This is a genomic window from Bdellovibrio bacteriovorus (assembly GCF_002208115.1).
Taxonomy (GTDB): domain Bacteria; phylum Bdellovibrionota; class Bdellovibrionia; order Bdellovibrionales; family Bdellovibrionaceae; genus Bdellovibrio; species Bdellovibrio bacteriovorus_C.
The window spans coordinates 519,016-541,778 of record NZ_CP020946.1 but is presented as its reverse complement, the minus strand read 5'-3'; the positions used below and the strand labels follow the sequence as shown (position 1 = coordinate 541,778).

Genomic DNA, 22,763 nt, shown 5'->3' with positions numbered 1-22,763 from the left:
GGGACCGATGGCCCAGAAAATCCACGAAAACTTGTTTTCTTTATGCAAAAAATCGATCACGCTGTCTCATAGCGAGAAGGAGCTATAGATGAAAGCACCCCTGATGACCCTGCTGGTTTCCCTGCTGATGATCGGCTGCACCAGCACCCCAAAGAAAAATGCGTCGGCAAAAAAAGCCGGTGATTTCGTAAATACGTTCATTCAAAAACACAACATCCCAGGCGCTTCTGTCGCCATTCTGAAAGATGGCGAGATCATCCACACGGACAACTTTGGTTTTGCAGATATAGAAAACAAAACGACGCCGCAAGACACCACCTTGTGGCGCATCGCCAGTGCCAGCAAACCCATCACGGCTATTGCCGTGTTCAAAGTGCTGGAAGATTCCGGTGTCGATCTGGAAAAAGCTTTGAACAAACCTGTTTTCGGCCCCCGCGGCTATCTGCCAAAGTACCGCCAGATCCGCGATCAGCGTGTCTACAAGATCACCTTGCGTGATCTGCTTCAGCATTCTGCGGGTTGGGATCTGAGCGTCAGTGGTGATCCGCAGTATGAAGTCTACACGATCGCCAAAAAAATGAAGACTCCGGTTCCTGCCAGCGCAGAAACTGTGATTTCTTATGTATTGAAGTATCAAAAGCTGGATGTGGCTCCGGGGAAAGAGTTCCACTATTCCAATCTGGGTTTCAATATTCTGGCGCGTATCATCGAGTCCCTTTCTAAAATGCCTTATGAGCAATATGTGCAGCAAAAGGTCCTGCAACCTCTGGGCATCACCGACATGAAAATTGCCGGCAACACTTTGCAGGACCGCCTGCCAAACGAAGCCCGCTATTATGATGATCCCCGCTCTGCACCGAATAAGTCTGTTTTCGACAACAAAACCATGGGGCCTCAATCCTACAACGGCTATGTCTTCCACACCATGGATGGACACGGTGGCTGGCTGGCGACTCCGTCAGATCTGGTGAAAATTGCCAATGCCGTAACCCCTTGGAACAAAGGTGTGCAGATTTTGAAACCTGAAACGGTGGCGGTGATGACGGCCCCCGTGACCACCATCGGAAATCCGAACGCGTGCCTGGGCTGGGTGTGCATGGATGGTGGGAAAAACATCGGACACGCCGGCGCCTTGGAAACCGGCACACTTTCTTACTTCACTCGTCATGGTGATGGCTACGCCTGGGCCGTTGTGTTCAACCGCCTGCCGGTACAAAAGCTGGAAGAAATCGGCCTTTTGGGTAAAGAGCTTTTGGATGGTGTAAACGGAGAACTAAAGTAAGTTCTTGCTGTTTTTAAGGTGAGCCCACTCGGCCTCGTACATTGAGGCATCGGGCTTGCGGATCTTTTCGGGCGCGGGGCTGACGTATTCAGCCTTCACCCCATCCCAACCAACATAGTGACGGGTGCGGCCTTCCTGGCCGACTTCAAAATTCGGTACCAGATAAGTTTTGCCTCCACCATTAGGGATATCCAAAGACAGATTCGGCATCGCAAGGCCGGACAAGTGCCCCCACAGCTCTTTCTGAATTTCCAGTGAATCTTCCACAGAGGTGCGCAAGTGGTCCGTCCCCAGTGACGGGTCACACTGGAACATGTAGTAAGGCTTCACACGCAGGAACAGCAGTCTTCGATTCAATGCCTGCACCAGCGCTGGATGGTTGTTGATACCGTTCAGCAGCACCATCTGGTTCATCACCGGAACACCGTTATCCACTAGTCTTTCCAGAGCTTCCACCGCCTCGGCAGTCAGCTCGTCCGGATGATTAAAGTGCGACATCAAAAACACCGGCTTGTGCTTTTTTAGAATCTGCACAAGGTCTTCGGTCACACGCATCGGGCACACCACGGGCATGCGGGATCCGATGCGGATGATCTCAACGTGTTCGATCGCACGCAAATCACCCAGCACGCGATCCAGTTGCTTGTCACTGACCGTCAGCGGATCGCCGCCGGAAAGAATGACTTCACGAATCCCGGTGTGAGATTTGATATAGGCCAAAGCCTGTTCGTATTCTTCGTTGCGAATGAAAGCCTGCTCTTGCCCCGTGAAATGCTTGCGGGTGCAAAAGCGGCAGTAAACGCTGCAGATATCTGTGATCAGGAACAACACACGGTCTGAATAACGATGGATTAAACGAGGGGCTGCCTTGTTCTGACGTTCGCCCAAAGGATCGAGCATCTGCTGTTCTCCGTCTTCGATTTCAAATCGATGAGGCATCAGGATCTGGCGAATGGATTGACCGGCAGAACCTTGAGCAAGGCTTGCATAGTACGGCGTGGTGCGCACGTTGAAGAGTTCTTTCCCACCCACAAACGCAGCCTTTTCATCCGCACTTAATTCAAAATGCTGGGCGAAATCGTCCTGGGTTTTCAGGGAATGGCGAAGCTGCCAGGTCCAATTATTCCAATCGGATTCGGCGATATGTTCAGGCCTTTTGCTTCGCGGGAAATGAAACTTCATGGCTGTTTTATACTCTAAAAGTGACCGAAAGGGGCGCTTTTTCAATATTTTGCCTTCTGCCCGAAAGTCAGGCCTAAGTATATGAAATTAAAACACTTTTGATACTTCTCACGATGGGACACCAGAAGTTCAACAGGCACCCTCGCCCGTGCAATGAATCTCAACATGAGAACTCTTAGCTATTTCCTGTGTTTAGAGCGGCTGGCACAAACCTCGGGTTTTGGCCCGGCCTTCGCTTTACATAAGTGTAGATAAAAGGGACTGGATGTTCCCTTCATATAGGAGGACTTATGAAATTCACTTACCCGCAAAAGAAATGGGTTCTGACGTCGGCTCTGCTGGCTGTCTTGGGATTCAATGTATCGTTCAACACTCATAATGACGGAATTGCTTCCGCAGACTTCGCTTCCACAAGCGGCGATCTGACTGAAAGCAAGGTTTACACCGCTGAAGGTGTGATGCCCGTTAAATACATTGATAACGGTGATGAAGAAGTCCTGGCTTTGGTTCCAAAAAGAACAACTGAAGGAAAAGTCTGCGAAGGCAAGTGTGGTTACGACACCATCGTCCTGAGCGCTAAAAACAAATCTGATATCGATGCACTGAATGTTGAGCTGATGAAAAAATTGGCTGAACAAACAGCCGCGCCTAAAAAGAAAGTGGCTAAAAAAGAAGACGTGGCGGAAGCGGATGCTGAGGCTACGGGTGAAGAAGTTGTTGAGAAGAAGGTGGACCACTTTGAAAAACTGCGTAAAGAGTGTAAAGAACACAAAGAATCTGCAGATGCACTTTCTTGCCTGGCTTCAGGTTTCACCGAAATTTTGAATGACAAAAAGAAAGATGTAGAATCTTCTGAAGCCTCCAAGTTCTTCACAAGCGCAATTCAGCCTCTTCTGGTTGAACAGCTTACTACTATCAGATCCTCCCTTCAAATTGATGAACGTGTCAAAAGAGGCATGATTTCTTTTGATGATAATATTTCATACCAATGGGCCAAAGAAGATGCGGAAAAGCTAAGAAAGGACACCTTAGAACTCACGAGAAAGCTTATTGCAGACATCCCGAAAAAGCATGAAATGGTTCGTTCTAAGCTTTTGTCAGCACAGGCAAATCTATTAAAGTACGAAGCTGAGCAAGCGGCAGCACTGACTGCGTTGTCTCTAAAAACAACCAACCCGCAAGAATTCGCATACTTGAGCAGCGAAGCAGAAATTCGCCGTAGTGAAACCAGTGTTTTGGAGACACTTCTGAAAACCAACAGCCTGCATGGACTGCAGTCGGCAGCTTCTATTGGCAACCTCACTGAACAGCAGAAGATTGCATACGGGACCTTCCTGACTGAATCTTACCTTGCCTTTTTGAATGCCCTTAGTGGAAAAACAAGCGGCACAGTTAAAGATCCAGGTATCGACTTGTCCGGCCGCCTGCAGAATCCAGGTCGCGGCACCATCGGCACTATCCAGAGCCAGGTACCAACGACGTCTATCGGGACTTTGCCAACAACGCCGACAACACCAGGTACGATCCCGTCCGGAGTTTCTTCCAGAACCGGCGGTACGGCACTGAGCACTCAGCCACAAACGCAACTGAATGTTCACCCAAACAGCAGTGGTGTGACTTTCGGAACCCCACGCGATGCGACGGCCGAAGCCTTGCAACAAAGAGCACTGATCCGCGGCCGCCAATAACAGCTAATTGATTCAATCCTCCCAAGGGTCCATGAAGGACCCTTGTCCTATTGAGAAAGGAGAACAAAACATGAAAAAAGTCATTCTTGCGCAAACAATCATAATGACTGTTTTGATGGGTTGTTCTTTCTCGAAAGATCAGAACAAACCAGCCGTGCCGTCTGAAACGCCGTTGGCCCAGTCAGCCAAAACCCCTGAGAACGCCTTCCAAAAACTTATTCTTGAAGCTGAACTTCATGACCTGAAGGACGCCATTCAAACCAAGTCCCAAGCCGATCTAAATCAGAATTTTCCAGATGGCAGCACACCACTGGAGAATGCAGCCTTGCGTGGTGACGTTGAAGTCATCCGGCACCTGGCTCAGTTGGGCGCCTCACCATTCGTGGCCAATACCACAACTAAGAAGTCTTTGTATCAGGAAGTCGGCACTCTAAAATTAGAACAAAAGAAACCAAGCTCCTTAGAGCTGTTTAAGTACCACGCTCTCAGGGCGGGCATATCACGATCCAAGTCGCAAATTCGAAGTCTTCTTAAGAGCAAGTCTTTTGAAGAGCTGCTGACTTTTGTCATCACCAATCAGACTCCGGCCTCCGAGGTTATCCCCGCAATTACGCGTGGATATCGCGACCATGAAATTCCTTTGGCCATAATAGAAAAGCTTATTAAAGTTCCCTCGATGCAAAATGACGAGCTATTTGAAAGGCTGGTAAAAGATGCTTCCTATATTCTGCTTGACGAGCTTGATACCCAGCTAAACAAGGTTCTTCCGCATTTCGCTTTGGCAGAGTTTATATCTGGAAAAATGCCGAATAAATTCCATGGATATTGGCACTATAGCGATAAAGAAGACCGCACCTACTTTGTAAATCCATCGCTTTTGCTATGGTGGCGAAATATCAAATATCCGGCTAGACACGAAAACTTCAGCACTTATCTGCAAAAAATCACACGTTTTCCTGAGGCACTGGCAACAATCTATTGCCCGGGAAAGTGTAAAACTATCGACGAAGCAAAATTCTCGATCACTATCGATGAACTCCGCAACGATGAAAACTTTTGGGGTAACACCATCCTAAATGATTCATTGGCAGAAGCCAGCGGGGACTTCTGGAACCCGGAGGAAGAGGAATGAGAAATCTGCTTATTTCGAGCCTCCTTGCCTGCTTAGTAGTGGGTTGCGCATTTCAGAAAGACCAGGCTGATGAAAAATACGTCCCTACAAGGTCGGTAGAATCTCCGGCTCAATCAATCTTTCAGGCCGTGAAGTATGCTTCCTTCGAAGAAGTTCAGTCACTTATCGAATCCCGTCCCATGCCGGATTTGGCAACAATTGAAGAAAACGGACAAACCCTTTTAGAAGTTGCTCTCCAGAGGGGAAATCATACTATCGTCAGTCTTTTGATTGCGAAGGGAGCTTCTGCCTTTATCAAAGGATCCAGCTTTCACAAAAAACCATACCTGCTAGTTCGGGACTACAGCCCGGATTCCGGAGGGGCCATTGGAGCATGGGCGATGCTCCAATATCAAAACTTGTCGACCTATGGCACTTTGGAGAAAGCTTGGGCTCACTTTCAAAAAATCAATCTGGGCTGTTCAGATCTATTAAATATTCACTCGTTCATGAGTGTCTTTTCAAACACTTTCAGCAATACCGTTCTTGGGCTGGCAGAGACCTATTGCCAGGATAATTTGGACAATCAGAATTTAAAAATTTGGCTGTTAGGGGAAATCATCTCCCTGTCCCGTCATCCCGATGGAAATCTAAATTATCTTAAGTATCTTTTAAGCCGTAAGAAAATCGACACCATGGAAATAGAACTTCCAGTTGCCGGAGGCAAACTGGTTGGAACTCCGTTTGCCTTTATTAAACTGGCTTTGTCGTCTAAAGACCTTGCTCCGCAACATGCCCAACTAACAACGGCCGCCGAACTCCTTCCGCAGACGAGGAGCTATATTACTTTTAAGGCAAGCGAGGACATTCCCCTTATTTCCAGAACCTTTTTTGATTTGGATCACATGACCGAACAGGAAGCTGAAGATCTAAAGAGCAAATATGTCATGGCAACAGGAATGATGGGCGTTAAGAATATGCCCCTGTGCCTTATGGGCTGCCACATCACTCCGTACCTAATGGATGAAAACTAACGCATCATCACGCGCAAACGAACCGGTTCACCCGGACGAAGAGTCGTCAAATAAGTACGGAAGATATTCACTTTGGCTTTCTGGAAGACATCCGTTCTTTGCATGCCGAAACGGTAGTCGCCTTCAAGTCTCCAGACCGGTTTGGACCAGCCCTGTTCCGTGATGATTTCAGCTCTTTGGATGCGGGCCCCGTTGGGGTTCATGATTTGAACCATGACTTCCTGATATTCGGCTTTGCTTTTACGCAAAAACACCTGCTGGAAAGTCGGTTGATCAGCAAAGATCATTTCGTTGGCCACTTCAGTCCAAGCCTGAGCTGCCGGAGCAGATAACATCACCAGAGCCAACAAAGACCCCAAAAGCGCTTTCATAGAACCTCCGATTTGAGTTGCTGACCTGATATTACAAATCCTCGGGAAGTTGTCCATGATGTTTTAAGGCAAAAAAAAATCCCGGGGGACTTTCGCCCCCCGGGCCCTGCTCACCACCAAACAAGATGTTTCAAGTAGTCATCAAGCTGTCGTACAAGTTGCAATCGTGCTGTAATCAAAAGCTGATGGCGGCTTTAGATGCAAATCCAAATGTAAACCCGTTATCCAGGTTTCCGTCTGCTCCAGACCCGTTTTTCCAAGCTTCACCTGGGAACAGAAGACCGACCTGATTCACCCACTGAATTTTATCACTGTGTTTGTAAACCACGTCGATATCCCATTCTAGGCCCAGATCTTTTGTAGAATCAACAGAAGAATTCTGGGTCTGCATCAATTGTGCATAAACCAGAGTGTTGCGTAGGTCGACTCTTTCGGACCAAGCATAGTTCACGGATGGAGCAAGATAAATGGCGTTGCTTACGTATTCATCATCCGCAGAATTTCCAACAGTCAGGTTCGGATTGGAACGATAAGCGTTGGTATTCAGGAAGTCTTTCATGCCCAAACGATGATTGAACAACAACATCGCCACATCATAGTTCTGATTGAAGGCATAACCACCGAAACCGGAAGAACCACCGTCTTCACCCGTCGCCATACCCGCACGAACTCTGTAATCCCATTTGGATTCTTTGGCCGGAACTTCGAATTCCAAAGCCACACCGAAACCATTCAAGGACACAGAATCACCACCTGCGGTCAAAACACCTGTTTCACCACTTTGGAAACCGGCTTCCAATTTGAAACCGAAGGAATCAAAGCCGCGTCCAAACACCACATTCGTGCGCTGAACATTCATGCTTTCGCCAACAGTTGCACCCGCGCCGCCGATAGCCTCAACCTGATCCGGAGTTTGGTAACCCAAAGCCTCTTTCACGCCTTTGGAAGTTTCCTGATAAACGCCCAAAATGGTTTTGTTTTCTGCATTTTCATACTGAAGGTGCAAACCCATTGTAGAGATAGAACCACCCTGACCGTAGCCAGTGGACTGTTTGCGGCCCAAAGAAGGCATGAAGAACCAGTCGCCCACCACGATTTTATAACCCACGATATCGCGAGTGTCGTACCAGTGGTCGAAAAGACCCTTGCCGGCGTTGTAAGTCATACCCAAACCGAACTCAAACGGGGCACGGCCTACAACCAAAGCGCCGTATTCCTGATTCACAGTCAGATAAAGCTGGCTGACACGAACGTTGGTAGAGCCCTGGTTTGTCGAAGTTGCTGGGGAAGAGTTGGAAGCACCAGCTGTGTTGGTATTCAGGCCCCAGATTTCCCCCAGTTGGGAGTTCGGATAAGCGGAGCTATTCAGAATATCGAAACGGGAAACAACGTTCACACCGTCTGCCGCGATCACGGTCGGGCTTAGATAAAGATAGTTGGTACCGTAAGCTTTTCTTTCCGTCGGGGAACCCAAAGATGGACGGTCAATCTCAGTCCATTCAAAGCGGTAACCACCGCTCCAATCCAAAGACAGGGCGTGAGCCGCCGGAGTCGCCAAAGCGACAGAAAGACCCAGTGCTTTCAAAAAGTTCTTTTTCAACATCTTCATTCCTTTACTTGGAAACCACGCCCATCACGTCCGCTTCACGCAGAATAATGAGGTCTTCATTTTGAATTTTGATTTTAGAGCCTGCATATTCAGAGAACACCACTTTGTCCCCGACTTGCACGTCCATCGGACGCACATGACCTTTTTTGTTCATGTGCCCGCGTCCAACAGCCACCACGAAACCTTGCAGGTTCCCGGAAGTGTCGGCCACGGAATCAGGAATATACAAACCACCCGGGGTCATTTTCTCGGCACCAGAAACCTGAACCATCAGACGGTCGTCCAAGGGAGTGACAAAGCCACTCAAATCCAGTTTTTTAACAGGGGCAGATTCACGCACCAAGTGAGAAGTCGCAGGCTTCGCCGCCGCTTTCTTTGGCGCAGGCTTGGCAGCTTTCACTGCCTTTTTTGCGACCGGCTTCTTAGCCACAGCCTTTTTCACTGCAGGCTTTTTGGCAGCAGCTTTTTTAGCTGGTGCTTTAGCAGCGGTTTTCTTGGCAGGAGCTTTCTTTTTTGCGGGAGCTGGTTTTTTAGCGGCTTTTGCTGGAGATTTTTTTACGCCGCTTTTTTTGACGGTCTTTTTAACGACCTTTTTTACACTGGCTTTTTTAGCAGAAGATTTCTTCTTAGCCACAAACAATCCTTTCACAAAGGCAACTTATGAAAAACATTTTCAAAGGTTGTTCACCGAGTGAGTTTCGTACTACTCTGTCATCTATGATGCGACCACGATTAAAGACTATTTTATTGGCTTTTACAATCCTTCTGACGCTTGTAATCATCTGCGGGCTTGGGATTGGCGTCTATTCCTACTTTGCACTGGAAAAGGAACTGACCTCCAAGCTGGAGTCAAAAAAGTTCATCGTTCCGACGGAGTTTTATGCAGCTCCACCTACTTTCCAGTCGCACAGTCAGATTCAGATTTCCGACATCGAAAAACAGCTTCTGCGTCAGAACTATCGCCGTCGAGAATTCGATCAACGACTGCTCGCTGGAGATTACTTTATTGCCACACGTGAGCAGTGCGCCGCGCGCCTGCAGGTGGGATTGGACGAAAACCAGGATGCCTGCATCGGCTGGGTCACACAAGACACCCGCACTCAGGATGTTGACAGCTCCATTCAGATTCTGGTCGTGCAAAAGGACCGTTTGATTTCCCGCATTTTCAAAGGTGCACCCTTTGAAGAAGTGCAAGAGGCCGTCAGTGAAGCCCCCTTGCTTGCCCAATATATCGGCAACGAACCCCTGATGCAAAAAACCGTGACATTGGGAGAGGTTCCCCCGATGTGTTCCAACGCCGTGATGTCCATTGAAGACGCCCAGTTCCTGGAACATGGCGGGGTCAGCTTCAAAGGCATCTTCCGCGCCCTGGTTAAAAACGTCACCTCGGGCCGCCGTGCTCAAGGGGGCAGCACGATCACTCAGCAACTGGTGAAAAACTATTTCCTGACCAGCGAAAGAACCCTGAAACGAAAGTATCAGGAGTTCATCATGTCCGTGCTGCTGGAGTCGCGCTTCAGCAAAGACCAGATTCTGGAAACTTATCTGAACGTGATCTATCTGGGACAAAACGGCGCTTTCCAGGTGCGTGGTTATGGCGCGGCCGCCCGCTACTATTTTGGCAAAGAACTGACCGACCTGAATATCAGCGAATGTGCGCTGATGGCTGCGATCGTGAACAGCCCGGGACTTTACAATCCGTTCAAGAAACCAGAAAACGCCGAGCGCCGCCGCAATCTGGTTCTGACAAAAATGAAGGGCCTAGACTACATTTCGCAAGCCCAGTTTGATGAAGCCGATCGCCAGCCACTTCCGAGCGCACCCCGCACGATCGCTTCCGAGACAGCCCCCTACTATCTGGATGCGGTTCGCAAACAACTGACGTCTCAGGGACTGAGTCCCGATGGCCTGAAAATCTACACCGGGCTTGACCTGGAAGCGCAGGAAACAGCGCAGGATGCCTTGCGTGGCCACCTTGAAAATCTGGAAAAAAACAACAAACACATCTCGGGCCTGAAGGCCAAAGGTCACTCTTTGGAAGGAACCGTTCTGGTTGGCAACAATCAAACGGGCTTGGTCAGCGTGGTTGTGGGCGGCCGAAACTTCCGTATGACTCAATTCAATCGAGCCATCGACGGACACCGCCAGATCGGCTCGATCATGAAGCCCTTCGTTTACTTGACAGCCCTGCTGAACAAAACCGAAACGGGCGAACCGTACACTCCGGTGACTTTGCTGAACGATGAAAAGTTCACTTATAAATATGAAGGTCAGGCCTGGTCCCCGGAAAACTATGGTAAGAAATTCTTCGGCACAGTGCCGATGTTCTATGCGCTGAAAAATTCCCTGAATGCGGCGACGGCCTCTCTGGGGCTTGCGGTAGGACTGGGGAATGTGATTGACGTGACCCACGAAATGGGCGTGACTTCGCAGCTTAAATCCTTCCCGGCAATGACTTTGGGTGCATTTGAAATGTATCCAAAAGAAGTTCTGCAAAGCTACATGACTCTGGCAGCAATGGGACAAAAACCCGCGCTGTCTTTTATCAGACGCGCTTTGAATTCAGACAATGTTGAGGTCTTCGTACACGATCCTCGCCCAACAGGGACTGTGGACCCTGCCGCGGTGGCAAGCCTGGTGAGCATGATGAAACAAACCATTTTGTCCGGGACAGCACGATCCATCACCCTGAACGGGTTCTTCAACCCGGCAGCCGGCAAAACCGGAACTACCAGCGACAATAAAGATGCTTGGTTTGCAGGCTTCACCCCTTACATCACAACTGTGGTGTGGGTCGGTTACGACAACAATCTTACGCACAAGCTGACAGGCTCCAATGGCGCCGTGCCGGTATGGACTCAATTTATGAAAAAAATCGGAACCCGTTTCCCGGCGGATGATTTCCCATGGCCGGAAAACACCGAAAAAGTGATGCTGGATCAAAAGACGCTGGAGGCTTTGAACGCCTATAAAGAAGGTGATCCAACTCAAGTGGAACTCGTATTTGACAAGGCCAAATCACCCGACCTTTGATCTGAAAACCGCCACCAGCGCGGTTTTCAAAGCTTCGTCTGATAGAATTGACGAATGAATAGATTTCTTTTTGTCGTTCTGTGTGCCGGAGCTTTGACCCTAACAGGTTGCAATCATTTTGGTATCGCATTCAAGTGGGCTGACACTTACATCGCCTCAAAGGTCGATGACTATTTCGACATCTCAAGCTCGCAAAGCCGGGATCTGAAAGATGGTGTGCAAAAGGATCTGGGCGAACTTAAAGCCGAAGTTCTGCCCCAGTGGATTGCCCGCCTCAAAGGACTGCAACAGGAAGTGCAAAAAGGCACTCTGGATTCCTCCCGCACCGGTTTCTATTTTGATCTTTTCCTCAAGGACGTTGAGCAGATCAACGCCCGCTTTTCCGATACAGCCGGAAAATTCATTGCCTCGACCCAGCCCAAGCAACTCGCCACCTTCGCCCGGGAATTTGAAAAGAAAACCCAGGCGGATCTGGACAAGTTTCATCAGACATCCAAATACCGCAAAGAAATGCGCAACAAATACACCGAGTACTTTGAAATGTTCCTGGGTTCCCTGACCCCAGAACAGGAGAAAATGATCAACACCCACCTGGATTCATCCCCGTTCCCCGGCGAACTGAAGGCGCGCAACAAAGCCCATATCCTCAGCCGCTATCAGGAACAGATGACCACTCCCGAAGCAAAACGAGAGTTTCTGAAAACCTACTACAACAATCCCGCCGCCATGGATCTGGCCGAATACCAAACGGCCTTCCGCGAATACAAACTCCAGTTGCAAAAATTGGTCATCGAGGTTCTGGGATCCATGAATTTAAAACAGAAAAAAAATCTGATCGATAATCTGAACGAGAAAACAGCACAGTTGGAAAAAATAGCAAAGGCGGGTTAAACCAATCCGGGACTTTTTTTTAGAATGAATCGACAAAGACTTCCTGCTTTACGAGTTTCCTCATCTTTGCCACCGCCCCGGAACCTAGGGACCTTTTAGACACCCCCTGAAATAGTTTCCTTTTGCTCCCAGCCCCCCTCAAAGAGGCCAAAAAAACACCACCGCATGTATTCCTAAGTAATTGATTTTACTTAATTATGTCAGAGGCTTGCCGTGTCTCATTATGGAACGCTTATTGCAATACCTTGGACTGACTATGGAACAAAGACGATTTAAAGACATTGTGGCATTCAAATGGAACCAAGGAGCTCCCCTGGCTTTCCATGCCCGCAATCTTGAAATCGCCGAGATTTCTGAAGACACCTGGAACCAGATGAGTCAGGAATCCTTGGGGGCTGACGACGCCGCCGTGGCGCTGAAAAACTGGGAGCTGGAAAACAGCCCTGACGTTAAATCCGGCCGCCTTTCTGTGGGCATTCGCAGCCTGACTATCAACGTGACCCAGATCTGCAACTTGAAATGCACTTACTGTGCAGCCGGTGGTGACGGAACTTATGGTTCCGCTCAAACCAAAATCAACGTTGAAAAAACTTTGCCGCAGTTGAAGTTCTTCCTGGAGCGTGTTCCTGCAGGTGGCAGATTCAACATCACGTTCCTGGGCGGCGAACCGTTGCTTTACCCGGACGGCATTCAGGAAATCGGCAACTATGTTCGCCTGATGACTGCAGGCCAGAACATTCATGCGTCTTTTTCGATTGTGACCAACGGCACTTTGATCAACGAAAGAACTTTGAAAGTTCTGACTTCATTGAAAACCAATGTCACCGTCAGCCTGGACGGCCCGGCAGAAACCAACGACAAGGCCCGCCCTTCCAAAGACGGTCGCGGCAGCACTTCGTTGGTTGTTGAAGGTCTGAAACAGCTTGCTGCCGTTCGCGAATCCCTGGGTCGTTTGACTTTGCACGGCGTTTTCAACCGTGAAAACCTGGAGCTGGTAAAAGCTTACGAGTTTTACAAAACCCTGAATGCGGACCGCTATGAGTTCACTTACTCAGTGGAAGAAAATGACGATGCCAGCAACAAGCTGTTCGTCGATCAGATGAATCAGATCGCTGAAATGGCCTTCAAAGCCGGCGGCGAGGAAGAGCTTCGTAAAGTGGGCATCTTCGACCAGTACTTCAACGCACTGGACAATCAGCAGCAGACGGAAAACTTCTGCGGCTCTGGTAAATCCTTCCTGATGATGGATGCCAAAAACAACCTGTTCACTTGCCCTTGGGAAGTGGGAAATCAGGAAGAAAAAGTCGGACAAGGCACAGACGTTGACTTTGCCCGCATGGAGGCCGAACAGGCGCCATTGATTGAAAAAAACAACTGCCAAAGCTGCTGGGCGCGGTTCCTATGCGGTGGCGGCTGCATGTTCATCCACAAGAAAGGCACGGGCAGCAAGCACCAAAAGGACGGTCAGTTCTGCTTCCGCACGCGCAGCTTGATTGGAACCACTTTTATGTACTATAAATTAAGCAGGGCCACCTGCTAGAGGAAACTATGACACAGCAAACACATATCAAAAAAATCAAACCTCTGAAGCCCAAACCTTCATCCACTACCAAGCTGGCCGGTCCTGGCGGCGGTACTGGCGAAGGCTGCATCCCGGTTCGCTAATCAGAATTGATTAAACTTTAAAGACAGGTTGTATGACTCTTCCTCCCTCCCTTGAAGAGAAATCCGGAGCCTCCAAAAGACGCTCCTACCAAGCACTTGCGCTGCGAATGTTGTTCGCAGTGGGGATTTCTTTTTTCATCGGCCAAACCAACCTGGATTATCTTGAGTCCTATCTTTACGATCTGCGGGTTCGCACAAAAATCCTCAATTCCACTTCCGGCAACGTCGAGCTGATCTATATCACTCCACAGACTGTTCAGTTCTATAAAGGTTATCCTTCCGCCCCGGAACAGATTGCTCTGTTGAAGGCCCTGAATGACAGCGGCGCCAAAGCCATTGCCTATGATTTTGCCTTTGATGAGGTTCCAGGAACAATTGACGAAAAGAATGCCTGGGAATCAGCCATTGTTGCTTCTCCGCATGTTTTTGTCGCCGGTCGCACGACGCCCATGAAGGGTGAAGAAAACCAGATGTTCCTGCAAGAGCCTCTGGAACAGGTCTCGATTTCTCCTGCACCCAAGACAACCGATCTGGTGAACTTTGCCAAAGACGGTGTCACCCGTCGTATGATTCTGACTTATCAGGACCGCCCTATGCTGCCGGTGCGATTGGCAAGTCTGGTGAATCCTCAGGCCATGCAAGTGGACAGCATCCGGGGTCAGTTTGATTTCTATGGCACTGACCAGGCGTACATCGATTTCCATCCGGCGCGCTCTTACCCGGCAACTTCCTTTGAAGCTATTCTTAAAGGCGAAGTGAACCCTTCCCGTTTTAAAGATAAAATCGTCCTGATCGGAACGGATCTGGGCTTGAATGAAGCTGAATACATCATGACTCCGTTCAGCCGAGAAGTGACCGCCATGACCCGCATCGAGATGCAGGCCAATGTCATCGACACATTGATCAAAAACTCGGGCCCGGTGAAAGTTTCCGGCTACCTAAGCTGGCTGTTTATTCTGATTGCGTCGGTTTTGACCACACAAGTGGTGCTGACGATGAAACCCACCCGCGGCCTGATTGTTCTGGGCGCGACACTCTTGGGGTTTGTGATTCTATGTGCGGGCGCTTACTGGGGCTTCGGATTGTGGCTGCCAATGGCGGCACCGTTGCTGACAATCTTCCTGTGTTATTACTTCTTTATCCCTTACCGCCTGATCGTGGAAAACCGCCGTAGCTGGGAGTACTATCAGAAGAATAAACTGCTCAGCCAGGTGGAAGAGCTTAAAACCAACTTCATTTCCATGATGTCCCATGACTTGAAAACGCCAATTGCGCGCATTCAGGGCATGACCGATGTGATCCTGACCGACTCGGTCGCACTGAGCAACCAGCAGCGCGAGGCCGTGGACACGATCAAACATTCCTCTGATGATCTATTGAAATTCATCAATGCCATCTTAAGCTACGGTAAAATTGAAAGTCAGGGCGTGCAGTTGAACATGCAAAGCAAGGACATCAATAACCTTTTACAAGAGGTTATCCGCAAGCACGAGTTCCTGGCCAAGGTGAAACGCATTCAAATCGTGTCGGAACTGGAACCCATGTTCCCGGTTCAAGTCGACCCGGAGCTGATGAAACAGGTGTTCTCGAACCTGGTGGAAAACGCCATCAAATACAGCCCGGAAGACACGAAAATCATGGTCAGCAGCGAGGAAACACCCTCTAAGGTGATCGTTCAGGTGGCCGATCAGGGCCCGGGCATCCCGCAGGATGAATTGCAGAATATCTTTATGAAGTTCTTCAGATCGAAAAACGTCAAATCCTCCCCTATCAAGGGTTCAGGGTTGGGCCTGTATCTGGCGAAATACTTCACGGAATTACATCAGGGAAACATTTTTGTAGAATCTTCCCATGGTAATGGTTCCACATTTACGGTAGAACTACCCATCGAACAAGGGGGCACTCATGCTTAAGGTTTTGGTTGTAGACGATGATCAGGGCTTAAGACTTTCGGTAAAGTCCGCACTTGCGGTTACTCAGCGCTTCGAAGTTGATGAAGCTTTCGACGGCGTGAATGCCATGGAGAAAGTGAAAAACGGCGACAAGAAATACGACCTTGTTCTGCTTGATGTCGACATGCCTCGCATGAACGGCCTTGAAGCCCTTCGCCAGATCAAAGAATTCGATCCAGGCATCATCGTTATCATCATGACCGCCCACGCGACCTTTGAATCTGCCATTCAGGCAGTCAAAGACGGCGCTTACAACTATCTGCAAAAACCAGTGGCGGGTGATGACCTGCTGGCTTTGATCGACAAAGCCGTTAACGCCCATAATCTGATTTCCAATATCGCCGCCTCTGCCCCCGTGATGGTGGAAGAAGGCCGCAAAATCATCGGTCATACCTCCCAGATGCAGAAGGTGTTCAACATCATCCATCGTCTGGCGAAAGTGGAAACCCCGGTTCTGATCCGTGGTGCTTCCGGTACGGGTAAAGAACTGGTGGCGAAAGCCATCCACTTCAACTCGGCCCGCAAAGACGAAAAATTCGTGGCAATCAACTGTTCTGCTATCCCGGAAAATCTGTTTGAATCCGAATTGTTCGGTCACGAAAAAGGCTCTTTCACCGGTGCTGATCAGCGCAAGATTGGTAAATTCCAGTTTGCTGAAGGCGGCACTCTGTTCCTGGATGAAGTGGGCGACATGCCTCAGCTGATGCAGGTGAAGATCCTGCGTGTGCTTCAGGAAAAACTGTTCACTCCAGTGGGTTCCAACCGTGAATTCCCAACGAACGTGCGTATTATCGCTGCGACCAACCGTCCTTTGGAGGACATGATCAAAGCCGGCACTTTCCGTGAGGACCTGTTCTATCGCCTGAACGTTGTACCTATATTCCTGCCGGCTTTGGCTGAACGCAAAGACGACATGGAACACATGGTGAACATCTTTATCCGCAAGTTCAACCAGGCCCATGGCAAACGCATCACTGGCATCGCGCCGGATGCCATGGCTGTTTTGAAAAAACACAGCTGGCCAGGAAACATCCGTGAGCTCGAAAACGTGATCGAACACGCTTTCGTTCTGGAAATGTCCAATGTGATCACGATCGCCTCTTTGCCGGAAGCTTTGTTGATCGCGACAGGCACAAACCTGATCGACGTTCCTCCGGTTCAGGAAACCGCTCAGAACGTGGCTTCTGCGGGCATCAGCTCTGCAATTCAGGCTCACGCTTCTTTGGGTGATGACGAAGACGGCGATGTCGGCGGCATGGACCTGGACGAAGACGACGGCGAGATGATCGCTTACTCTGGCGAAAATCTGGATTTCAACGCCCAGAAAGAAGCCTTCGAAAAAGAATTTATCATCAAGGCTCTGAAAACCTTCCGCGGCCGCATCAATCAGACAGCATTGCATGCGAACATTCCAAAGAAGACTCTTCTCAGAAAAATCGAAAAGTACGGCATCATCGCCAAAGACTATTCGAACTAAGAAAAGGCCGGGACATCCCGGCCTTCTTCGTTAGCACTCCGAACTTTCAAATCGCAAACGCGATGATAATGTGAATTCATATAATCGAGCTGAACGAAAAGCGGTTGCACCAAATCAACCCGCCTCCTAGATCTAAAGATATTGGAGGTTCCTCGAATGGAAAACACATACAGACAACCTCAGTCAGTTCGCCACAATCTTAAGTTCCGACTGCTGCAGGTCAAATCCATCACTGATATTTCCCCACGCATGAAACGCATCACTTTGACCGGCGAAGACCTCGCTGATTTTTACAGCGCATCCCCGGATGATCACGTCAAAGTCTTCTTCCCGAAGCCCGGCGAAATAATGCCGGTGATTCCAGAGCTTGGCCCGCAAGGACCGGTCTTCCCGGAAGGTGAAAAACCGATCATGCGGGATTACACTCCACGCCGTTTTGACAATGCCGCCAAAGAACTTGATCTGGAATTTTTCCTGCACGAAGAAGGGCCTGCGGCGAACTGGGCTCGCGCAGCCCAGGTGGGAAGCTATCTGGGCGTCGGCGGACCGCGCGGTTCCACGGTCGTGCCTTATGACTTTGACTGGTATCTGCTGATCGGTGATGAGTGCGCGATTCCGTCATTTGCCCGCCGTTTAAGCGAACTGCCCGCTGGCGCTGAAGCCGTGGTGGTTGTTGAGATCGGAAATGAATCCGAAAAACGCGAATTTGAATCCAAGGCCCATGTGGCAACTCACTGGGTTTTGCGTGAAAACAACCCACCGGGAACAGCGGTAAAACTGAAAGAAACTGTGCTGAAAGCGAAGCTTCCACATGGTGATTATTTCTGCTGGATCGCCACCGAGCTGCAAACATCCAAAGAGCTCAAAGAGCTTGTTGAAACCGTTCGTGGTGCAAATCCGGAATGGGTGAAAGCCACCGGATACTGGAAGAAAAACGAAAATACTTAATGGCCTTAGTGGCCTGGAACTCCCGGAACGACAGGGTTTTCGGGAGTCACCAACAAAAGCTCTTCCGCCAAATCAAGAAAAAGTTTTTCATAAAACAGCCCTTTCTGCGTCGCCTCTAGTTTTGTAATCACCTTAAATCCCCCCTATCTAGAGATGCATATTTTTTAGGCATTGAATTGTTTTAAATAGTGAGGTCTCTGCATTGACTCGATCTTACGAACTCTGTAGTTTCAGTCCCTCACTCCCGGAGATTTTTAGTTAATGACCATGAATCCGTTGCCGCCACAGGCTTACACGAAAGAGACGATGCTCAAAGCCTATCAATGGCTTATGGTGCAGAACAGCTCTATCAAGGAAATGGCAACAACTCCGGACATTCTGGTCAGCCTGTATCTGAAGGCCACCCGTGATGGTGAACATTCTCTGGAAAGACCCAGCATTCAGAACTTCAAAAACGAGCTGAAAAGCCTGGCCGGAATGATGGGCGAATTGGATCGCGCACCTCAGGCTAGTTCTGTTGTCGTACAAGCCGCTGCCGCCGCCGCAGTTCAGGCACAACCAATGATGGCTCCGCAACAGCCGGTTCATCAAGTTCAGCACGTCCCTCAGATGCAGCAGCAGGTGCTGCCACCGGTTCAGCCGGTGATGACGATGCCTCCGGCACCGGCAACGCAGACTCAGGTTTCCTACACAGAAAAGACTTTGACGACGACCTCCCGCGCCCCGGAAACCCTGGATATGCTTGATTGTGGCTCCAAAGCCATGATTCAGGAAGTCAAAGACGAGTTCAACCTGAGCTCGGATCTGGAAGCCCTCAGAATGCTGATCAAGATCGGCTACAGCCGCTCCAAGGGCCTTCTGAAGTAAGCCATATCCCAACGAAATCATTTAATATCTTATTTAAACTAGGCTATACTCCCCCGCATGAAGAAAAAATATATCTGGTTAGTGCTTATTTCCGGCCTTCTGGTGGCCTTGGACCAATTGGTGAAAGTGTACGTTCACACGCACTTCCATCTGGGCGAATCCGTTATCGTGATTCCGAACTTCTTCAATCTGACTTATGTTAGAAACTTCGGTGCGGCGTTTGGATTCCTGGCTGAAAGCCATCCCTCTTTCCGTGAGATCTTCTTCCTGTCCATGCCGCCGATCGCGTTGCTGATCATTCTGGGTATCCTGCGTGGAGTGAAAGATGACGACACAAAACAAATCATCGCTCTATCCAGCATCTTTGGTGGTGCTATCGGGAACTACATCGACCGCGTGCGCTTCCGCTACGTGATCGACTTCCTGGATTTCCATCTGTACAACCGTTGGAGCTGGCCAGCCTTCAACATCGCCGACATGGCGATCGTGGGCGGTGTCGCACTGCTGCTGCTGTTGATGTTCCTGGAAAATAAAAAGAATAAAGAAAAAGAAGAAGGCGCCACATAGGCGCCTTTTTTATTTGTTAAGCCTTCTTGGGAAAAACAGCCTTTTCCAGTTTCGCAATGCGCTCTTCAATCGAACTTCTATTGGACATGGCATTTCTCAAATACCAGTTCAAATATGTCTGATAACCCATCCCCTGCTTTTCAGCTTCAATTTCAAGCCACTCCAGCACCTCAGGATCCAAACGAATGGTCTTAAGCACCTTGATGTCTTTCAAAGGCTTCTTTTTCTTGGCTTTGGAAAAATCAAATTCACTCTTCATGCAAACCTCGTAGATATGATTCCATTTCCCGGGATGTTGCCCTTCTTGCCGTCTTCATTAGCAGAGCTTTCCTGATCCAACATCTCCAGAGCGTGAGAGTCTCGAAACGTCGTCACTGCTTCAGAGAATCTGACTCCGTGTTTTTTGTAGTTGCTCTGGGCTTTATCATCGTCCCACTCAAATTCCATATTACCGTGCTTCTTCAAAAATGTAAATACATCGTAATTACAACATCAATATGTTGATTTTGCAAAACCCACTCCGACGTTAAAACTGAGGGAGTGGGTCTGAAGGAAATATAAATCCGGGAACTGGCTTATTTGCGGGGGATGTTCTTGCGCAGTTTGCGCTGAAGGCTCTGGCGGTGCAGACCCAGCTTTTTGGCGGCTTGGGTGATATTACCCTCAGAACTTTGCAGGACATAATCAATGTATTCACGCTCCATGCGCGCCAGGGAGATTTCTTCCTCCGGCAGCTCCATGTTTTCGGCCTGATCACTGAAGGCTCTTAAAATCATTTCCACCGTGACTGGCTTGACGATAAAGTTATGTGCACCCAGTTGCATGGCCTTCACCGCGGAAGCCACACTGCCAAAGCCACTCATCATCACAACTTTGACTTGCGGATGGCGGGTCTTCAGATCTTTTAAAAGCTCCAGGCCATTTTCACTGCCCACGCGCAAATCCAAAAGCGCCCAGTCAACTTCCCCCAGCTCTGCCACCGCGGGCATATCAGCATAGGCCTTCACCTTAAAACCACGCTCTTGCAGTTCTTCGGTCAACACTTCACGCAAACCCTGGTCGTCTTCCACCAGCAAAAGTCGTTTTGCATGTTGTTCCATTACTTTTCCTCCAAAGGCAGACGGATGCGGGCCGTGGCGCCCTTGCCGCTGACGTTATTGGTGATTACAAAATCCCCGCCGCTGGCCTGAGCCATCATTTGCGCAGAATAAATTCCCAGACCGTTGCCCGCTTCTTTGCCAGTCACGAACGGCTCACCCAAACGCGACAGGATTTCTGCCGAAATGCCCGAACCTTTGTCGACCACTTCCAGCACCGCCCAGGTGTCCTCTTTGAACAGGCGCACGTAAAGCGGGCTTGGCACCGGGGACGCCTCCAAAGCATTGTCCAAAAGATCAAACAATGTCTGGGAAAAAGCCAGCGTCTGCAAACGACACCACAAAGAATCAGTGGTCAGATGGGATTCAACCACAACCCCGGCATTTTCTTTTTCCCACACGCCAATCAAATCCTTCACCAGCACCGGCAGTTCCACCCGTTGCAGTTCGCTTTGGGAAGAGCGTGAAAAGACTGAAGCCATGTGCTGGAAAACACGAACGCACTCATCAAGTGAACTTTGTGCTTTTTCAAATTCCTCACGAGCGCCAGAGCTTTCTTCCGGCAGCTTGCGCAAGCCCCGCTCCATGCGAAGTTTCAGCGAATTCATCGGTGTTGCCAATTGATGGGAAAAACCCGCCGTCAGGGCACCCAAAGCCTTCAAGCGATCCGCCTGATGCTGACGGTCCTGCAAAAGACGGATGCGCTTTTCTTTACGCTCCAGCAGACTGGAAAAATAATGACTGACAAACCAACTGGCCGTGATCAAAACCCACTGGGAAAGGAAGCGCAAAGACAGTTCTGAGAAATCAATCCCCACCGTCTTTTGTGAGTCCAGCCAGGTTTCATACTGCAATAGCGACAGCAGCACCAAAACGGAAGCTCCGAAAACATAGGATGCTTTTTTTCGCAAAAGCATCCCACCCAGGAATGAGTGAATGCAAAGAATGCTGACAAACGGATTGTCGGCAGAACCACTTACGAACAACAATCCGGAAGCCGCCAGCAGATCCACCCACAAATGCACCAGCACTTGCTTCTGTCCATAGTCTTCTTGTTTCGGCCAGATACTGTGAGCCAAAACATTCAAGATCGCCAGCAACGTCAGCACTGCAATAATGTACGGAAAATGACGCTTGTCCAGATAACCCCACTTCAAAAGCGGGATGGTTCCAAGCAACAAAGACACAATAGCTATCCATCGAAAACGAATCAGTCCTGGCATGGGCCCCTTGTAACCCCAGCCCCCCGGGGGTGCAACCGCAGACTTAAATATGCAACGATTCGCTGCCCCTTGCTTCGTAATTTCAAGCACTTAGACATTGTTAAACCCAAAATCAATTCAGTTCCACCATCTAAACGCAAATATCTTGCAATTAGAAAGTGACCTTGTTAGAAGCAAAAGAATCCAAGGAGTAACCTATGAAACTCATCTTCTCTTTATTGTTGGCCCTGCCTCATGATCATGGCAACACCGTTTTGAACCAATCTCCGGTGACCTTGGCATCGGTGGCGGCGTTGGAACTTTTTGAAAGCGGCAACATCGGCGGTCTGGTGGGCTTTCAAACTTTCAAAGCGGATGATGAAGCGGCCGTGAAACTGACCTATATGGATAACTCCGGCACAGCCCGCGTGGTGGGTTATGACTGCCATTTCCATGCTCACGGCGATGCTCAGGAAGCTCACTGCCATGACTCTGCAGATTTGGGAGTGATCGACTCCCCTGCGAACGACATCAGCTTTAGCGTTGATGAATTCGCCGCTTCTTTGGCTTATTCCGCAGACATCTTCACCAGAAAAATTGCGCCTCTGTCCCAGATCACGAATGTGAAAATGTGGCAGACTGGAGGAGGCATCTGGGCAACGCTGACTCACAACGCGGGTGCGGGAGAAGTGAAGTCCCATTTCATGTGTCACATGCACGGTGATCACTTTGACTGTCACCGCAGCAGAAATCCGGGTCCGAACGAACCCCGCTATCAGGAGTAGTC

General features: G+C 49.4%; 22 protein-coding genes. 14 read left to right on the top strand and 8 right to left on the bottom strand.

Translation table 11 applies throughout. The features are described 5' to 3' along the window. Positions 1–88: 88 nt before the first annotated feature. Positions 89–1,282 (top strand): serine hydrolase domain-containing protein, encoded by a 1,194-nt coding sequence (locus B9G79_RS02715; protein ID WP_088564189.1) that lies wholly within the window; start codon positions 89–91, stop codon positions 1,280–1,282. Here the strand turns inward: B9G79_RS02715 and B9G79_RS02710 are convergent. Then, a complete protein-coding gene (locus B9G79_RS02710; RefSeq protein WP_088564188.1) occupies positions 1,274–2,464 on the bottom strand; it encodes a KamA family radical SAM protein in 1,191 nt (396 codons plus the stop codon). The two genes, B9G79_RS02715 and B9G79_RS02710, sit on opposite strands and share 9 nt — an antisense overlap. A gap of 290 nt (positions 2,465–2,754) precedes the next feature. Between B9G79_RS02710 and B9G79_RS02705 the strand changes: the two genes are divergently transcribed. From B9G79_RS02705 to B9G79_RS02695, 3 genes are all read left to right on the top strand, one after another. After that, positions 2,755–4,152 carry a hypothetical protein gene (locus B9G79_RS02705; RefSeq protein ID WP_088564187.1) on the top strand — a complete coding sequence of 466 codons (1,398 nt, stop codon included), beginning with the start codon at positions 2,755–2,757 and terminating at the stop codon, positions 4,150–4,152. A 70-nt stretch (positions 4,153–4,222) separates the two neighbouring features. Then, positions 4,223–5,284 (top strand): ankyrin repeat domain-containing protein, encoded by a 1,062-nt coding sequence (locus tag B9G79_RS02700; RefSeq protein ID WP_088564186.1) that lies wholly within the window; start codon positions 4,223–4,225, stop codon positions 5,282–5,284. Then, positions 5,281–6,297: an ankyrin repeat domain-containing protein gene (locus B9G79_RS02695; RefSeq protein ID WP_088564185.1), complete on the top strand. Its 1,017-nt coding sequence runs from the start codon at positions 5,281–5,283 to the stop codon at positions 6,295–6,297. The genes B9G79_RS02700 and B9G79_RS02695 overlap by 4 nt, the downstream gene beginning before the upstream one ends. Here the strand turns inward: B9G79_RS02695 and B9G79_RS02690 are convergent. The 3 genes from B9G79_RS02690 to B9G79_RS18250 form a co-directional block, all read right to left on the bottom strand. Further along, complete coding sequence (locus tag B9G79_RS02690; RefSeq protein ID WP_088564184.1) at positions 6,294–6,668, bottom strand: hypothetical protein; 375 nt, start codon at positions 6,666–6,668, stop codon at positions 6,294–6,296. The genes B9G79_RS02695 and B9G79_RS02690 overlap by 4 nt on opposite strands. Positions 6,669–6,843: 175 nt before the next feature. Beyond that, entirely contained in the window at positions 6,844–8,271 is a 1,428-nt protein-coding gene (locus tag B9G79_RS02685) for a hypothetical protein (RefSeq protein WP_088564183.1), read from the bottom strand. Positions 8,272–8,281: 10 nt separating this feature from the next. Next, entirely contained in the window at positions 8,282–8,677 is a 396-nt protein-coding gene (locus B9G79_RS18250; protein ID WP_232469041.1) for a co-chaperone GroES, read from the bottom strand. Here B9G79_RS18250 and B9G79_RS18245 point away from each other — a divergent pair. From B9G79_RS18245 to lspA, 9 genes are all read left to right on the top strand, one after another. Then, positions 8,664–8,972 carry a hypothetical protein gene (locus B9G79_RS18245; RefSeq protein WP_232469039.1) on the top strand — a complete coding sequence of 103 codons (309 nt, stop codon included), beginning with the start codon at positions 8,664–8,666 and terminating at the stop codon, positions 8,970–8,972. The two genes, B9G79_RS18250 and B9G79_RS18245, sit on opposite strands and share 14 nt — an antisense overlap. A gap of 52 nt (positions 8,973–9,024) precedes the next feature. After that, the gene (locus B9G79_RS02675; RefSeq protein ID WP_088564181.1) at positions 9,025–11,310 is read left to right on the top strand and encodes a transglycosylase domain-containing protein; all 2,286 of its coding nucleotides are present in this window, start codon (positions 9,025–9,027) and stop codon (positions 11,308–11,310) included. A 54-nt stretch (positions 11,311–11,364) separates the two neighbouring features. Continuing rightward, positions 11,365–12,201 carry a DUF6279 family lipoprotein gene (locus tag B9G79_RS02670; RefSeq protein WP_088564180.1) on the top strand — a complete coding sequence of 279 codons (837 nt, stop codon included), beginning with the start codon at positions 11,365–11,367 and terminating at the stop codon, positions 12,199–12,201. A 256-nt stretch (positions 12,202–12,457) separates the two neighbouring features. Continuing rightward, a complete protein-coding gene (locus B9G79_RS02665) occupies positions 12,458–13,741 on the top strand; it encodes a radical SAM/SPASM domain-containing protein (RefSeq protein ID WP_088564179.1) in 1,284 nt (427 codons plus the stop codon). A gap of 157 nt (positions 13,742–13,898) precedes the next feature. Then, complete coding sequence (locus tag B9G79_RS02660) at positions 13,899–15,779, top strand: CHASE2 and HATPase_c domain-containing protein (protein WP_232469037.1); 1,881 nt, start codon at positions 13,899–13,901, stop codon at positions 15,777–15,779. Beyond that, positions 15,772–17,295 (top strand): sigma-54-dependent transcriptional regulator, encoded by a 1,524-nt coding sequence (locus B9G79_RS02655; protein WP_088564178.1) that lies wholly within the window; start codon positions 15,772–15,774, stop codon positions 17,293–17,295. The genes B9G79_RS02660 and B9G79_RS02655 overlap by 8 nt, the downstream gene beginning before the upstream one ends. A 156-nt stretch (positions 17,296–17,451) precedes the next feature. Beyond that, positions 17,452–18,243: a siderophore-interacting protein gene (locus B9G79_RS02650; RefSeq protein ID WP_088564177.1), complete on the top strand. Its 792-nt coding sequence runs from the start codon at positions 17,452–17,454 to the stop codon at positions 18,241–18,243. 261 nt (positions 18,244–18,504) lie between these two features. Next, on the top strand, positions 18,505–19,110 hold the full coding sequence (locus B9G79_RS02645) for a hypothetical protein (protein WP_088564176.1): 606 nt from the start codon (positions 18,505–18,507) through the stop codon (positions 19,108–19,110). Between the two features lie 57 nt (positions 19,111–19,167). Continuing rightward, complete coding sequence (lspA, locus tag B9G79_RS02640) at positions 19,168–19,677, top strand: signal peptidase II (protein ID WP_088564175.1); 510 nt, start codon at positions 19,168–19,170, stop codon at positions 19,675–19,677. 16 nt (positions 19,678–19,693) lie between these two features. On the opposite strand, the gene B9G79_RS02635 is transcribed toward lspA, so the two are convergent. From B9G79_RS02635 to B9G79_RS02620, 4 genes are all read right to left on the bottom strand, one after another. Next, positions 19,694–19,936, bottom strand: a complete 243-nt coding sequence (locus B9G79_RS02635; RefSeq protein WP_088564174.1) for a BrnA antitoxin family protein — start codon at positions 19,934–19,936, stop codon at positions 19,694–19,696. Next, a complete protein-coding gene (locus B9G79_RS02630; protein ID WP_088564173.1) occupies positions 19,933–20,124 on the bottom strand; it encodes a BrnT family toxin in 192 nt (63 codons plus the stop codon). Before B9G79_RS02630 ends, B9G79_RS02635 begins: the two co-directional genes overlap by 4 nt. Positions 20,125–20,252: 128 nt before the next feature. Further along, entirely contained in the window at positions 20,253–20,777 is a 525-nt protein-coding gene (locus B9G79_RS02625; protein ID WP_088564172.1) for a response regulator transcription factor, read from the bottom strand. Beyond that, complete coding sequence (locus B9G79_RS02620) at positions 20,777–21,961, bottom strand: sensor histidine kinase (protein ID WP_232469035.1); 1,185 nt, start codon at positions 21,959–21,961, stop codon at positions 20,777–20,779. The genes B9G79_RS02625 and B9G79_RS02620 overlap by 1 nt, the downstream gene beginning before the upstream one ends. Before the next feature lie 233 nt (positions 21,962–22,194). On the opposite strand from B9G79_RS02620, the gene B9G79_RS02615 reads away from it, so the two are divergent. Then, complete coding sequence (locus tag B9G79_RS02615; protein ID WP_088564170.1) at positions 22,195–22,761, top strand: hypothetical protein; 567 nt, start codon at positions 22,195–22,197, stop codon at positions 22,759–22,761. Positions 22,762–22,763 lie beyond the last annotated feature (2 nt).

Excerpts from the sequence above, each read along its gene's own strand:
- B9G79_RS02625 (WP_088564172.1), bottom strand. The coding sequence starts at position 20,777 with ATGGAACAACATGCAAAACGACTTTTGCTGGTGGAAGACGACCAGGGT.
- B9G79_RS02700 (WP_088564186.1), top strand. The coding sequence starts at position 4,223 with ATGAAAAAAGTCATTCTTGCGCAAACAATCATAATGACTGTTTTGATG.
- B9G79_RS02710 (WP_088564188.1), bottom strand. The coding sequence starts at position 2,464 with ATGAAGTTTCATTTCCCGCGAAGCAAAAGGCCTGAACATATCGCCGAA.
- B9G79_RS02705 (WP_088564187.1), top strand. The coding sequence starts at position 2,755 with ATGAAATTCACTTACCCGCAAAAGAAATGGGTTCTGACGTCGGCTCTG.
- B9G79_RS02635 (WP_088564174.1), bottom strand. The coding sequence starts at position 19,936 with ATGAAGAGTGAATTTGATTTTTCCAAAGCCAAGAAAAAGAAGCCTTTG.
- B9G79_RS02685 (WP_088564183.1), bottom strand. The coding sequence starts at position 8,271 with ATGTTGAAAAAGAACTTTTTGAAAGCACTGGGTCTTTCTGTCGCTTTG.
- B9G79_RS02695 (WP_088564185.1), top strand. The coding sequence starts at position 5,281 with ATGAGAAATCTGCTTATTTCGAGCCTCCTTGCCTGCTTAGTAGTGGGT.
- B9G79_RS02630 (WP_088564173.1), bottom strand. The coding sequence starts at position 20,124 with ATGGAATTTGAGTGGGACGATGATAAAGCCCAGAGCAACTACAAAAAA.
- B9G79_RS02665 (WP_088564179.1), top strand. The coding sequence starts at position 12,458 with ATGGAACAAAGACGATTTAAAGACATTGTGGCATTCAAATGGAACCAA.
- B9G79_RS02645 (WP_088564176.1), top strand. The coding sequence starts at position 18,505 with ATGACCATGAATCCGTTGCCGCCACAGGCTTACACGAAAGAGACGATG.
- B9G79_RS02655 (WP_088564178.1), top strand. The coding sequence starts at position 15,772 with ATGCTTAAGGTTTTGGTTGTAGACGATGATCAGGGCTTAAGACTTTCG.
- B9G79_RS02670 (WP_088564180.1), top strand. The coding sequence starts at position 11,365 with ATGAATAGATTTCTTTTTGTCGTTCTGTGTGCCGGAGCTTTGACCCTA.
- B9G79_RS02690 (WP_088564184.1), bottom strand. The coding sequence starts at position 6,668 with ATGAAAGCGCTTTTGGGGTCTTTGTTGGCTCTGGTGATGTTATCTGCT.
- B9G79_RS02650 (WP_088564177.1), top strand. The coding sequence starts at position 17,452 with ATGGAAAACACATACAGACAACCTCAGTCAGTTCGCCACAATCTTAAG.
- B9G79_RS02660 (WP_232469037.1), top strand. The coding sequence starts at position 13,899 with ATGACTCTTCCTCCCTCCCTTGAAGAGAAATCCGGAGCCTCCAAAAGA.
- lspA (WP_088564175.1), top strand. The coding sequence starts at position 19,168 with ATGAAGAAAAAATATATCTGGTTAGTGCTTATTTCCGGCCTTCTGGTG.
- B9G79_RS02615 (WP_088564170.1), top strand. The coding sequence starts at position 22,195 with ATGAAACTCATCTTCTCTTTATTGTTGGCCCTGCCTCATGATCATGGC.
- B9G79_RS02715 (WP_088564189.1), top strand. The coding sequence starts at position 89 with ATGAAAGCACCCCTGATGACCCTGCTGGTTTCCCTGCTGATGATCGGC.